16 protein-coding genes are annotated in these 13,160 nt (G+C 54.8%); 13 read left to right on the plus strand and 3 right to left on the minus strand.

The features are described 5' to 3' along the window. The first annotated feature begins 64 nt into the window (after positions 1 to 64). The 5 genes from PG1C_RS04800 (at position 65) to PG1C_RS04820 (ending at position 5,651) form a co-directional block, all read left to right on the plus strand. Positions 65 to 496, plus strand: coding sequence for a type II toxin-antitoxin system RatA family toxin (locus tag PG1C_RS04800; RefSeq protein ID WP_202636264.1), 432 nt, complete (start codon positions 65 to 67; stop codon positions 494 to 496). Next, positions 489 to 842: an RnfH family protein gene (locus PG1C_RS04805; protein WP_237218291.1), complete on the plus strand. Its 354-nt coding sequence runs from the start codon at positions 489 to 491 to the stop codon at positions 840 to 842. The genes PG1C_RS04800 and PG1C_RS04805 overlap by 8 nt, the downstream gene beginning before the upstream one ends. Positions 843 to 1,014: 172 nt before the next feature. Next, a complete protein-coding gene (guaB, locus tag PG1C_RS04810) occupies positions 1,015 to 2,475 on the plus strand; it encodes an IMP dehydrogenase (protein ID WP_202636265.1) in 1,461 nt (486 codons plus the stop codon). Between the two features lie 81 nt (positions 2,476 to 2,556). After that, complete coding sequence (gene guaA, locus PG1C_RS04815) at positions 2,557 to 4,125, plus strand: glutamine-hydrolyzing GMP synthase (RefSeq protein WP_202636266.1); 1,569 nt, start codon at positions 2,557 to 2,559, stop codon at positions 4,123 to 4,125. Positions 4,126 to 4,421: 296 nt separating this feature from the next. Further along, positions 4,422 to 5,651 carry a tyrosine-type recombinase/integrase gene (locus PG1C_RS04820; protein ID WP_202636267.1) on the plus strand — a complete coding sequence of 410 codons (1,230 nt, stop codon included), beginning with the start codon at positions 4,422 to 4,424 and terminating at the stop codon, positions 5,649 to 5,651. Between the two features lie 40 nt (positions 5,652 to 5,691). Here PG1C_RS04820 and PG1C_RS04825 read toward each other — a convergent pair whose 3' ends face one another. Further along, positions 5,692 to 5,943 carry a helix-turn-helix transcriptional regulator gene (locus PG1C_RS04825; protein ID WP_202636268.1) on the minus strand — a complete coding sequence of 84 codons (252 nt, stop codon included), beginning with the start codon at positions 5,941 to 5,943 and terminating at the stop codon, positions 5,692 to 5,694. Positions 5,944 to 6,084: 141 nt separating this feature from the next. On the opposite strand from PG1C_RS04825, the gene PG1C_RS04830 reads away from it, so the two are divergent. Further along, positions 6,085 to 6,456, plus strand: a complete 372-nt coding sequence (locus tag PG1C_RS04830) for a hypothetical protein (RefSeq protein WP_202636269.1) — start codon at positions 6,085 to 6,087, stop codon at positions 6,454 to 6,456. A 13-nt stretch (positions 6,457 to 6,469) separates the two neighbouring features. On the opposite strand, the gene PG1C_RS04835 is transcribed toward PG1C_RS04830, so the two are convergent. Both PG1C_RS04835 and PG1C_RS04840 read right to left on the minus strand, forming a co-directional pair. Further along, positions 6,470 to 8,200, minus strand: a complete 1,731-nt coding sequence (locus PG1C_RS04835; RefSeq protein ID WP_202636270.1) for an ATP-dependent helicase — start codon at positions 8,198 to 8,200, stop codon at positions 6,470 to 6,472. Further along, entirely contained in the window at positions 8,201 to 8,854 is a 654-nt protein-coding gene (locus PG1C_RS04840; protein WP_202636271.1) for a hypothetical protein, read from the minus strand. Positions 8,855 to 9,113: 259 nt separating this feature from the next. Between PG1C_RS04840 and ssb the strand changes: the two genes are divergently transcribed. From ssb to PG1C_RS04875, 7 genes are all read left to right on the plus strand, one after another. Then, positions 9,114 to 9,566, plus strand: a complete 453-nt coding sequence (ssb, locus tag PG1C_RS04845; protein ID WP_202636272.1) for a single-stranded DNA-binding protein — start codon at positions 9,114 to 9,116, stop codon at positions 9,564 to 9,566. A gap of 83 nt (positions 9,567 to 9,649) precedes the next feature. Further along, the gene (locus tag PG1C_RS04850) at positions 9,650 to 9,898 is read left to right on the plus strand and encodes a hypothetical protein (RefSeq protein WP_202636273.1); all 249 of its coding nucleotides are present in this window, start codon (positions 9,650 to 9,652) and stop codon (positions 9,896 to 9,898) included. A 287-nt stretch (positions 9,899 to 10,185) separates the two neighbouring features. Beyond that, positions 10,186 to 10,347 (plus strand): hypothetical protein, encoded by a 162-nt coding sequence (locus PG1C_RS04855; RefSeq protein ID WP_202636274.1) that lies wholly within the window; start codon positions 10,186 to 10,188, stop codon positions 10,345 to 10,347. Between the two features lie 196 nt (positions 10,348 to 10,543). Further along, the gene (locus PG1C_RS04860) at positions 10,544 to 11,377 is read left to right on the plus strand and encodes a PD-(D/E)XK nuclease-like domain-containing protein (protein ID WP_202636275.1); all 834 of its coding nucleotides are present in this window, start codon (positions 10,544 to 10,546) and stop codon (positions 11,375 to 11,377) included. Positions 11,378 to 11,471: 94 nt separating this feature from the next. Beyond that, positions 11,472 to 12,542, plus strand: coding sequence for a recombinase RecT (locus PG1C_RS04865; protein WP_202636276.1), 1,071 nt, complete (start codon positions 11,472 to 11,474; stop codon positions 12,540 to 12,542). Then, on the plus strand, positions 12,539 to 12,754 hold the full coding sequence (locus tag PG1C_RS04870) for a hypothetical protein (RefSeq protein WP_202636277.1): 216 nt from the start codon (positions 12,539 to 12,541) through the stop codon (positions 12,752 to 12,754). Before PG1C_RS04865 ends, PG1C_RS04870 begins: the two co-directional genes overlap by 4 nt. Positions 12,755 to 12,815: 61 nt before the next feature. Continuing rightward, on the plus strand, positions 12,816 to 13,136 hold the full coding sequence (locus PG1C_RS04875; protein ID WP_202636278.1) for a hypothetical protein: 321 nt from the start codon (positions 12,816 to 12,818) through the stop codon (positions 13,134 to 13,136). The last annotated feature ends 24 nt before the right edge of the window (positions 13,137 to 13,160 follow it).

A 13,160-nucleotide genomic window follows, 5' to 3' on the forward strand; every position in this document is an offset into this window, starting at 1 on the left:
GGACGGTGCGCTAAAATGAGGCCAATTCTACTTCACCCCCGCAGCAACATCGCTGCCACCGACGATGGCCCTGGTTAAAAAATCCGTTTTGATCGAACGCACGCCAGCACAAATGTTTGAACTGGTTGATCGTGTTGAAGACTATCCCCAATTTCTTCCCTGGTGTGGTGGGGCAGATATGCTGGTGCGCACGGCAACGCGCACGGCGGCCACATTGCATATTAACTATCACGGCATCAAATCGCATTTTTCGACAGACAACACGAAAGAAGCGCCACACTTGATGTGCATCACGCTAACCGATGGGCCGCTTAAGCACATGGATGGCCAATGGCGGTTTTTGCCACTCGGCGAGACTGCCTGCAAAATCGAGTTTCAGTTGCACTACGAATTTTCAAATCGCTTGCTGGAAAAAGTCCTCGGCCCGGTGTTTAGTCATATCACCGAGACCTTTGTTGAATCATTCGTCAAACGAGCGCAGAAAATCTATGGCTGAGTCTATGAATGAAGCAGTGTGCAACGATAAACTGAAAATCGAGGTTGTCTATGCGCTGCCTGAACGGCAGGAAGTCATCAGTCTTCAGTTACCTTCAGGCAGCACAGTGCAGCAGGCGGTTGAGCAGTCTGGTTTGCTGACGCGGTATCCAGAGATTGATCTGACACTCACGAATAAGCTGGGCATTTTTGCCAAACTGGTGAAGCCGGATATGCTGTTGCGTGATCGCGACCGGATAGAAATATACCGGCCCCTGATTGCTGATCCGAAAGAAGTCCGCAAGCGGCGTGCTGCTGAAGGCAAGGCGATGAAAAAAGGGGGCGGTAACGATAGCTCGGCGGCGTAGTTCATCTGCACGGCCTGTCATCAGCCATGAGCGCAATAAGCGCTAAAAGTCGGCGCTGATGATACGCCGCGAAGCAAGTACCCTTGGGGGACGGCGGCAGAGTGAGTCAGCGCGTGTTGGTACAGCGTGTCCGCGTATAATGCGATTTTGGTACCTAGGAATTTACTCTGCTATGCGACTCATACAGAAGGCCCTGACCTTTGACGATGTCCTCCTGGTTCCCGCTCACTCGGCGATCCTCCCACGTGATGTCAGTCTTGCAACACGTCTTACACGTAACATTCAGTTAAATATGCCGCTGGTGTCTGCGGCCATGGATACCGTCACCGAGGCGCGTCTGGCTATTGCGCTGGCGCAAGAAGGCGGGATCGGCATTGTGCACAAGAATCTTTCCGCCATACAGCAGGCGGCAGAGGTCTCCAAGGTCAAGCGGTTCGAATCCGGTGTGTTAAAAGATCCGATTACCATCCCGCCCTCCATGACCGTGCGTGAGGCGATTGCGCTGACACGTCAAAACCGTATTTCTGGTTTGCCGGTTGTCGAGGCGGGCCGGATAGTGGGTATTGTCACTAACCGCGATCTGCGCTTTGAAACACGCATGGACGACTCGGTGGCGTCCATCATGACACCGCGTGAGCGGCTGGTTGTCGTGAAAGAGGGTGCCACGGTCGAAGAGGCCAAGGCCTTGATGCACAAGCATCGACTGGAGCGAGTGCTGGTCATTGGGGATAATTTTGAATTGCGCGGCCTGATGACGGTGAAAGATATTCTCAAGTCATCTGAATACCCGCTGGCAGCAAAAGACAGCCTTGGTCATCTGCGCGTTGGTGCGGCGATTGGTGTGAGCGAGGGCACTGAAGAGCGCGCCACATTGCTGGCTGAAGCCGGTGTCGATGTGATCGTGGTGGATACTGCTCATGGTCACTCAGAAGGCGTGCTCAAGCGGGTGGCCTGGGTCAAGAAAAATTTCCCACAGGTGGATGTGATTGGCGGCAACGTGGCGACTGCCGGCGCGGCTAAAGCGCTGGTTGATCACGGGGCTGATGGTGTCAAAGTGGGTATTGGCCCCGGCTCAATTTGCACCACGCGTATCGTGGCAGGTGTTGGCATGCCGCAGATTACTGCCGTGGATATGGTAGCTAATGCACTCGCCAGTAGTGGTGTGCCGCTCGTTGCGGATGGCGGCATACGTTATTCGGGCGACATTGCTAAAGCGATGGCCGCGGGTGCTAGTGCCGTCATGCTCGGTGGGCTTTTTGCTGGGACGGAAGAAGCGCCCGGCGAGACGGTGCTGTTTCAGGGTCGCTCGTACAAGGCGTATCGCGGCATGGGCAGCCTGGCGGCGATGAAGGATGGTGCTGCAGACCGTTATTTTCAAGAAGTGGATGCCAATATCGAAAAGCTCGTGCCCGAAGGCATTGAAGGTCGCGTGCCGTATAAAGGGCCCGTGGGTGCCGTGATACACCAGTTGATGGGTGGTTTGCGAGCTGCCATGGGTTATGTGGGTTGCGGCACCATTGACGATATGCGCACGCGTGCCGAGTTTGTTGAGATTACCTCGGCGGGTATCCGTGAGTCACACGTGCATGATGTGGAAATCACCAAGGAAGCACCCAACTATCATATCGATTGATCTTTTTCATCCTCAAAAAGAGGCGGCTGGGCTGAACTGAGTTTAAGTCAGCGCCGCCTTTTCTATTTTCAGGTCATTTTCATGTCCTCTCACCAGAAAATTCTCATCCTCGATTTCGGCTCCCAGGTTGCGCAACTCATTGCCCGTCGCGTGCGCGAGCAGCAGGTTTATTGCGAACTGCATTCATTCGATGTCAGCGAAGACTTCATCCGCCAATTCAATCCACGCGGCATTATTCTTTCCGGCGGGCCGAATTCGGTGTATGCGGGCGAAGAATGGCAGGCGCCCGATATCGTCTTCAGGTTGGGGGTGCCCGTGCTGGGCATCTGCTATGGCATGCAGACCATGGCGACACAACTGGGCGGCAAGGTCGAAAGCGGTGCCACGCGCGAATTTGGCTACGCCGCCGTGCGCGTGCGCGGGCATTCAAAGTTATTCCGCGACATTCAGGATCGCACCAACGCAGAAGGCCACGGCCTGCTCGAAGTGTGGATGAGTCATGGTGACAAAGTCACCGAACTGCCGCCCGGATTCATGGTGATGGGTAGCAATGAATCAACACCGATTGCCGCCATGGCCGATGAAGTACGCGGTTTCTACGGTGTGCAGTTCCATCCGGAAGTCACCCACACGCTGAAGGGCCGCGAGATGTTCGCCCGCTTCGTGCATGATATCTGCGGCTGTGCCCGCGACTGGACCATGCCGAATTACGTGGATGAAGCGGTGGCTAAAATTCGCGCGCAGGTAGGACAAGAGGAAGTCATCCTTGGTCTCTCTGGTGGCGTCGACTCCAGCGTCGCGGCAGCGCTGATTCATCGCGCCATCGGCGACCAGCTGACCTGCGTCTTTGTCGACAACGGTTTATTGCGGCTGAACGAAGCGCAGCAGGTCATGGAAACCTTCTCCCGTCATCTCGGCGTCAAGGTCATTCATGTCGATGCGGCGGCGCAATTCATGGGATGCCTGAAAGGCATCACCGGCCCCGAACAGAAACGCAAGATCATCGGCCGCGAATTTGTCGAAGTGTTTCAGGCGGAGTCGCAAAAGCTGCCCAACGCGAAATGGCTTGCGCAAGGCACGATTTATCCCGACGTGGTCGAATCGGCAGGCGCTAAAACGAAAAAAGCGCATACCATCAAGAGCCATCATAACGTCGGCGGTTTGCCCGAAACGCTCAGGCTCAAGTTGCTCGAGCCGCTGCGCGAACTATTCAAGGATGAAGTGCGCGAACTGGGTATCGCACTGGGGTTGCCGCACGAGATGGTCTATCGCCATCCCTTCCCCGGTCCCGGCCTGGGCGTGCGCATTCTTGGCGAGGTGAAGCAGGAATTCGCCGACTTGCTGCGCCGGGCGGATGCCATTTTCATTGATGAACTACGCGCTGCAGGCTGGTACGAAAAAACCAGTCAGGCGTTCGTGGTTTTCCTGCCGGTGCATAGCGTCGGCGTGATGGGTGACGGCCGCACCTATGAGTATGTCGTGGCGCTGCGCGCCGTGGAAACATCCGACTTCATGACCGCCACATGGGCCGAACTGCCCCACGATCTGCTGGGCCGCATTTCCAACCGCATCATCAACGAAGTGCGCGGCATCAACCGGGTGGTCTATGACATCTCTGGCAAGCCGCCGGCGACGATTGAATGGGAATAATTACATAGCGTTTAGGTACTATTGGTACCTATTGAAAAAACGAGGCAACCCATTGATAAAACAATGGGTTTTCTTTTATCTACTATTGGTGACTATTAGGGGTAGGTAGATTCTGGAGACGGTATCCGTGGCGGTATTGGCATTTTGGCGAGACACTCGTATGATGAATACCGTCACTTTGAAAACGTCGGGTTGACGGTATCGCAAGTATGAAAACCTAGCATTCATGCGGTTTTCAAGGCAAATAATGGAAGTTTGCCTCTGACGGTATCGGAAGAACCCGGGATAGGTACCCCATGCTTACTGATACCCAGATAAAGAACCTCAAGCCCGCCGAGAAGCTCTACAAAATGGTGGATCGGGATGGGCTCTACGTTGCCGTTACCCCCTCCGGGGTCGTCTCTTTCAGGCTTGACTATCGGCTGAATGGTCGAAGAGAGACTGTCGTCCTCGGGCAGTACGGACCCGATGGCATTAGCCTGAGCGAGGCGAGAGAACGTCTGATCGCGGCCAAGAAGGAAATAGCGTCTGGAAAGTCGCCTGCAAAGGAAAAGCAGCGGGCTCTTCAAAAGACGAAAGAGGCCAAGACGTTTGGCGAATTCACGAATCTCTGGCTTAACGATAATCGAATGGCCGAAAGTACCAAGGCCATGCGGAAGAGCATCGTTGACCGCGATATCACGCCTATCTTTGGTCGCCGGCTATTGAAGGAAATTACTTCAGAGGATCTTCGGGCGCATTGCGAGAAAATCAAAACCAGCCGAAACGCTCCGGCTACAGCAGTCCACGTTCGGGAAATCGTCAGCCAGGTTTTCCGTTTCGCTATCGAGCGTGGTCACAAGGTCCCAAATCCGGCCGATGACGTAAAAGCATCTGCGATTGCCACCTTCAAGCCGAAAGATCGCGCATTGTCACCGGATGAGATCAAGGTCTTCTTCCGGGAGCTGGATCGCGTTCCGACCCTGCCTACCATCAGGCTCGCCCTCCGGCTCGTGTTGCTGACCATGGTACGGAAAGGGGAGCTTCTGAATGCAACTTGGGATGAGGTTGATTTTGTTGGCGCAAAATGGACCATACCTGCGGTACGGATGAAAGCTAGGCGCGCGCATGTTGTCTATCTGTCTCAGCAAGCCATGGACATCATGATTGCCTTGAAGACTTGTGCAGGTGGATCCAAATTTTTGCTGCCATCTCGGTATGAAGGTGACAAAGGTATGTCCAACAACACATTGAACCGTGTGATTACCGTTACGGTCGGACAGGCCAAGGAGAAAGATCTACTGCTGGAAGACTTCACTGTTCACGATCTTCGTCGAACCGCGTCGACGCTTCTGCATGAGGCTGGTTTCAACACGGATTGGATTGAAAAATGTCTTGCTCACGAGCAGAAGGGTGTTCGCGCTATCTATAACAAAGCGGAATACGCTGAGCAGAGGAAAGACATGCTTCAGCAGTGGGCGGACATGGTTGATGGATGGATTGCGGGTACAAGCGTTATCCCGGTTCTAAATCGGGCAGCCGCTTGAGTTGCGCCCCTCGGTTCGCTGCTTGAGTCCGCGCCGTACCTCAACGAACCGGCCTGAATTTGCGCTGACGAACATTCGGCGGCGGTGCTGGTTTGATCAGTGCAGCTCTGCGCTCCGCGATCCAAGTTTCGATTTCTTCGAGATCCCATACGGCGCATCGAGGAGTGAGGTGAAATCGCTTGGGAAACTTGCCTGCCTTTTCTAACTGGTAGATCGTGGCGTCGGACATCGGAATTAGCTTCAGCAGCTCATCGCGGCGAATAAGTCGTTTGAGGATTGTTGGATCATTCATTATCGATTCCTGGCTATTGAGGAGTATCGACAATTACAGCTTGCAAACGCCCAGCCGGAATTCCGAAATCGATCCAAAAAGGACGTAATTTGAAACTCATCGCCAATGTGTTCTGCTACGGTGGCGCTGGAGCCTTTGAGCATGTCAGATCCACTTGATCAGATATCGAAAGATCGTTCTGCCCGTGACCGGCGCGACCAGCAGATTGCTGCTGCTCGGAGGTCAGGGCTGTCCTACGCTGCCATTGGCCGCATGTTCAAAATGTCAGGCGACAATGTCAAAGACCGGATAGCACGACTCCATCAAAAGGAACGGGTACACAAAAGTGATAACCCATTCGTAAAACTCACCCCACAAACGTTGAGGTTGCTCCAAGCGCAGGGCCTGCTGACCGTAGAGAAGGTTGTCGATGCGTACCAAAAAAATGAGCTCTATGGCATCCGGAATTTTGGAACGAAGAGATTAAGGGAGGTCGAGAAATGGTTTCCAGTAAAGCCAGCCAATCGCCCGTAGTGCCAATGCAAAGCTACATGTCATTGGTTGAATTTATTAACCCTGACTCCTTGAGAAACCTCGATACCTGGCCTTCGTCTGATGCGCTGCTGATGGTCAAACAGCTTTTCGCCCGGGTCATACCCACGTAGAACAGTCGCCGCTCCTCTTCTGGCGATGAGTCTGTGTGAGGCAAGTTGCCTTCTTCGGCACCGAGAATCCATACGTTGTCGAATTCCAGCCCCTTGGCAGCATGGAGCGTCATGATCGCGGTACCGTCACCGGGCTTGGCGGTTCGAGAGGACGTGTGCATCAGTCGGTTCACAAGTCGACCATTCAGCTTGCAGAGAATGCCTTCCAAGCGATGCAGAAGTGAAGCCTGTTCCTCTGTCATTCGGTCTGCTAGCCACGCTGCCACCGCATGGGCAACCAACGAGGATCGCCCCTTGAGTTCCTGATCTTCCCATGCCCGTAACCCACGCCGGAGATTGGATATCAATGAAATGTCAGACTCTGTGCCTCCGAGTTGATCGAGCTTGGTTACGATTTGGTCGAGCCGATCATGACAGGTCGGACCTTGGATGTCAGACAACTTATTGACCACGGCTGAATCCATGCCGGCAAAGAACAGAGCGTTGCTCACGCCCGTCCAGCTTCGGTCACATACCGTTCGGAGCAAGCCAAGATATGTGCTGCCGACGGTTTTGTCCCACACGCTTTTGCCGCCTACGCGATAGTAAGGAAGCCCTATGTCCGTGAAGGCGATCTCCACGTGGTCAAGTATTCGATTTGTTCTGGCGAGAACCGCCCATTGCTCCGATAGCCGGGTGGATTGAATGCGTGCCGCGATCTCGTCAGCTTCGCTCCACCGGTCTGAAAGCCGCAACACGGTTACTTCACCAGTTACTTTTCGTGCGGACTCGATTTCCTTGTGTGCACGTTCCTTGTTGTGGTTGATCAGCTTGACGGCATGGTCGAGGATGTTTTCAGCGCACCGGTAGTTCACTGGGAGCGGCAACATCGCCGACGACAGGTGTTCCGATATGCGTTTCAGGCCAGGATAGCCAAGCGCATGGCGAAAAGTGTAGAGGCTCTGGTCATCATCGCCCACGAGTGTGATTTCGACTCCGCGACTGCCGTGTGCCTTCACCCATTCAAGCTGCACTTCGTCCATATCCTGAGCTTCGTCAACCAGCAGCCATCGAATCGACAGGGGTGGCATGGCGTCTGAATTGATCTCACGGACGGCTTGCAGGGTAATGTCAGCGAAATCCATCGCACCTTCAGCTTTGAGGATGTCGGAATATGCGATGACTGCGGCTTCGATCTCGGGCTTCCCTGTCGGATACCATTGGACGCGAGACTTTGCTGTGTCGATTGCCTGAATCACGCTTTCCAATGGAAGTCGTTTCGCATGCTGCTGCCAGCATCGACGGATCAGAGAGAGGCGTTCTCCGTCGGATATCAGTCGCCCCAAGGTGTTGCTGCTCTGCCTGCGAATCTGTGACAGAGCAATGGAATGAAATGTGCCAATAGCGAGCCTGACAGCGGCTGCCTGACCGCAGGCAGAAAGGATCCTTGATTTCAGTTCGTTGGCAGCATCACGAGTGAACGTCACGGCACAAAGGCGCCCCCGTTCATGACTATTCAGCAGTCTGGCAGCCCGCTCTGCGAGAACACGAGTTTTTCCTGATCCTGGGCAGGCAAGAACAGTGCAGTGTCCGTTGGTGCTAACCGCTCGTTCTTGGAATGGGTTGAGGTCCACTTACTCTGCTTCGATGATCTCCTTCTTGGCGACTGCTGTCGCCTGCTTCTCAACTTCAGCGAGTTGAGGTTCGCTGGGCTCGGCTGCAATTTCGGCCGTTTCTTTCCTGCGCGCAGCCAGAACCGCACGGGTGGCTATTTGTCTGATCTGGCCGGCAAGGCGAAGAATTCGTCGCTTCCATTCATAGACCCCGCGTGCGTATTGTGTGTCCGTGATGACGCATGAGAGCCAGAGGGCGTCCATGTTGGCCATCATGCCGTCGAATTCTCGAATGATTGCCAGAAACTTGATCGAGCGCGGCGAGGTAATTTGAACATCGACCGCTTTGGCGCTGGTGTAGCCGATCGTGGTTTCTATGCCGTTGCTCTCGGCGATCTCCTTGAGTCGGAGCGATTCCTTGTGAATGTCTTCCAAGGCCTGGTTGATCAGTGCGTCGACCATCGCATCGACTTCCTGTGCTTGTTCTTCTGTTCCTATGAATCGCAACACCACGCTCAATGAAAATAGTGCGTTGGCGCACATCTCATAGCCGCGGTCGAATATCTGCTGGGCGTGAAGCGAATTGAGCAAAGCCTTCTGCGTGAGGAATGGTCGGCTGTTGTCCTGTCTGACTGATGGTATTTGCGTGGATACGTTCCGCTGCTTCTGCGCCATTTGAGGTCTCCTGTTGTGTCGATCAAGGGGAGCGTATCCATTGGACATCAATGCCGAAGTTCGAAATGTGACCGAAAAGAACGCATTTCGACATCACGCAACGAAAGGCTCAGCACAGAATTCAGCCATCTTTCGTTCCGCTTATAGCGGTCGAAGTGAAGGTAGCTGGCCTTCTTCACAAACAGCATTTTTCTAAACCCCGGCGGGGCAGCCCCGTCAGGATACGGCGGCCTACCTGCCATTATTGTCAGGAGGCAACATGGCATCATTAAACAGAGTCACCCTCATCGGCCATCTAGGGGCCGATCCCGAGGTTCGCTATACCCAAAATCGCGAAGCGATCGCTACGATCAGAATCGCGACGACGGAGACGTACAAGGACAAGTCGTCCGGTGAGCGCAAGGAAACTACCGAATGGCACCGGATCGTTTTCTTCAATCGCATGGCCGAGGTCGTTGGCGAGTACCTCAAGAAAGGCTCGCCCATCTACGTCGAAGGTCGCATCCAGACCCGCAAATGGCAGGATAAGGAGGGTCAGGATCGCTACGTGGTCGAGATCATCGCCAGCGAGATGCAGATGCTGGGGTCTCGCCCGTCTGAGAAGGACGCGCAGCCGTCTGGTCAAGCCAAGCGCAGTGCAAACGGTGGCACCAAGCCTGCCCAGGCGATCGGCCCGGCCTTCGATGATGTGCCGGATATGGAGCCGTTCTGAGAAATTCGTTTCATCTTTTCCCAACCGGGAGGTCACCCTCCCCGGTCGGGAGTCAGCCCCCATTCACATCAGGAGGTCTGTTCATGGAACGCGTAATTCTCGTCCTGGCCATGCTGGCGGGGCTTCATTTAATTCTGTCATTTCTCCGATCAGTTGCAGAAGGCATGAAGGTCTTTTTCAACCGAATCCCAGAACGGTCGGCAACACCCGATCTGGTCGAGGAGAAAACAACTGACTGGCGGCAGTACGACATTCCTGCGTACATGCGTCGGAATGGAATCGAAGCTGATTCCGGAAAAAATGGTGATGCTTCCTTTGAAGTAATCGCCTGAACTTTCATCCCCATGCGGGGGCATCGCCTCCGCATTAGGGGAGAGATGCCCCCGCTTTTTTTTGGAGGCATCTCTCATGGAACTCGTTCTTCTTGCTTGCTGCATCACAGGCTGGATCATCAGCCGCCCAATCGTTCGCGCACTTGGGATCTGAAGTGCAGTACTGCCTGTGGGGGATACCCCGCAGGACAAAGCGCTTTCTACCTAGAGCTCTTTGTCCTGCGGGGATCGCTCCAGGCCAGGAGTGATTTTCGCTGTGGCTGTTCAACCAACCTCAGGAGAAAATCGTGAAATCCAATCCATTTATCGTTCGACTCTTCGACCCGCTACCAATGGCTTTTGCCTGTGATCTCTATCAACGGCTCAAGGCAGGGCGTACCGACCCGGAAACCCGTGACATGCTCCGCAAAGCTCTGGCGCTGTCAAAGCAAACCCGAAAGGTTGAATGAACCACGCCCCGGTATTCCGGGGCTTTCCCGAGTGCGTTCGATGAGCGCATTGCGGAAAGCAGAATTTGATCGAGCGGTTATCCGCCCGATTAACTAGCGGTAGCTGGCCGCTCGAAACAAACAGCATCTACCAACCCAGCCGGGGATATCGCCCCGGTATGGGGAGGTGCTTCCGGCATTTCACACTGGAGGCACTATGAAACTGAATCATCCTGGTCTGCTACTCATGCCGGCCACGCAGTATCACGCGGACAGAGCCATTGGTCACTCCGGCATCGTCAAGATGCTGAAGAGTCCGGCTCATCTTCGCGAGTATCTGGATCATCCGCATACGCCGACACCGGCGATGGCGTTTGGGACCGCAGTTCATACGTTTGTGCTCGAACAAGAGCGCTTTGCTGACGAATTTGTGGTGGCAGAAAAGTTTGACCGTCGCACCAAGGAAGGCAAGGAGGCGGCGGCACGCTTCGAAGAGGCTAACCAGGGTAAGGCGCTGATTACCTCAGAGGAGATGGATGCGCTCAACCGAGTTCGTTCCGCCGTGCATTCCCACCTGGGCGCAGCAAAACTGCTCAGGCAGGGGGATGCTGAATTGTCTGCATTCTGGACAGATGCGAACACCGGACTCAGTTGCAAATGTCGACCAGACTGGTTCAACGGTGAAGCTATCGTTGATCTCAAGACCTGTGTCGATGCCAGCAATGGCGGTTTCTCACGTTCAATTGCGAACTTCGGCTATGACATCCAGGCGGCGTTCTACGTCGACGGGATCAGGGCCGTGACCGGAATGGAGCTCCCGTTTCTGTTTATTGCTGTTGAAAAAGAAGCGCCGCATGCTGTAGCGGTCTATCGCGCCGATCAGGAAGTCATCGAGGTCGGTCGCAAGAAGTACCGGGCTGCACTTCAATTGCTGAAGTGGTGCCAGGAGTCTGGAAGCTGGCCGGCCTATCAGCCGGGCGGCGAGATCGAATTGATCTCGTTGCCGCGCTGGGCAGCCAACGCCGAAGCTTTCGAGTTGGACGCCGCCTGATCGGCGGTTCTGTGTAGTTCATTAACCCCGGCGGGGATACCAGTCCCCGCTCCGGGAGGCATGGTGTCTCCGCCATTTTTCTTTGGAGAAAACCATGTCTCAAACCTTGCGCAACATCCAAAAGTCCCGTCAGGGAAATGCGACCAACGTGGTGCCATTTCCGGCCATGCTGGAACAGTTCAAGGGTGAAATTGCCCGTGCGCTGCCCAAGCACCTGAGCCCGGACCGCATGGTACGGATCGCACTGACTGCTTTTCGTATGAACCCGAAGCTGTCTGAAACGGATCCGCGTAGCGTTTTTGCGGCGGTCATCCAGTCCAGTCAGCTCGGACTTGAAGTCGGCCTGATGGGAGAAGCCCACCTCGTACCCTTTGGCAGCCAGTGTCAGCTGATTCCTGGCTACCAGGGCCTCATGAAGCTTGCTCGCAACAGCGGGATCGTGCAGGACATCTATGGTCACGAGGTACGTATGAACGACAAGTTCGACATCGTGCTCGGCCTGAATCGCTCGTTGATGCATGAGCCGTTGAAGAAGAACGGCTTTCCGGCTGGAGACGAGGAGAGGGGAGCAATCGTAGGTTTCTACGCCGTTGCTGTCTTCAAGGATGGCACTCGCACCTTCCACGCCATGTCGAAGGAGCAGATCGAGCAGGTACGGGATAACTCCCGGGGCTATCAGATGGCCAAGAAATACCGGAAGGAGAGCCCGTGGGACACGCATTTTGTTCCAATGGGCCTCAAGACGGTGATCCGCCGCCTGTGCAATCTGCTGCCGAAATCGCCTGAGCTTGCTATGGCCCTTGCCATGGATGAGTTGAATGAGCGTGGCGAAACCCAGAACATTGGGATAGCCGAGGCTATCGATGGCTCTTGGGCACCGATCATCGAAGATGAATCGGGTGATCAGGGTTCGAGCGGTCAGGGGCCTGGCGACAAGGACTCAGGTCGTAGTCGCGATGGTTCCGGGAAGCCGCTTGATGACATGCTGACCAGCCTCGGCAAGGCAGCATCTGTCGATGAGTTGGACGAAATGTATGTCCGGGCGGAAGGCTCCTTCGAAGGTGGCGAGCTTGAACAGTTGCTCCGTGCCTATCGTAGCCGCAAGGCAGCGTTGACCAACGCATCTTCCTCGGCAAATGACATTTTCGGGGAGGAAGGGAAATGAGCGTACTGGGGCCTACCGAGTTCGGTGCGGTTCTGATTTGTGCTCGTGCCGTCCATGTGCTTGAAGGTGTCCGCGAGTTGTCCATGACCAAGGACGATGATGGGGCAGTGACTCTGGCGCGAAGCAAGCTCCTGAGTGTCGTTGAAAGCAATGGCTACCGGCTCGAAGTTGAGCCGTTCCGGCTTCTTAAGACCGACGAAAAATCGGTCTGAGAAGCGTGCCGATGTCCTCATTCTGTACCGAGGGCACCGGCGCTCAATATCGGAGACGGCCATGCGCATGGAAGACGAGCAAACGCTCCGACCTCAGGCGCCAGTCATCGCAGGTGGTGTAGCGGATATAAGCGGAGATATCGAGTGGACTGAGGATGACATCATCAGGCTGCACGGGCATCTGCTGGAAAAGTCGCTGCATGACTTGTTTGATTTGAGGGTATCCGCTGCAACGCGGGCAGATATTCTCGAATGGATGCTGTCGCCGAAGGATCGGTCGAACGCATTTTCTTATCTGGCGTGCTGTCGTCTATTTGGCATCAATCCCGAGGAAATTCAGGAACGGGTGCTGGAACGATATCGGCAACGCCACACACACTAACCTACCGGCGGGACAGTCAATATC

This window comes from Rugosibacter aromaticivorans (assembly GCF_000934545.1).
Taxonomy (GTDB): Bacteria; Pseudomonadota; Gammaproteobacteria; order Burkholderiales; family Rhodocyclaceae; genus Rugosibacter; species Rugosibacter aromaticivorans.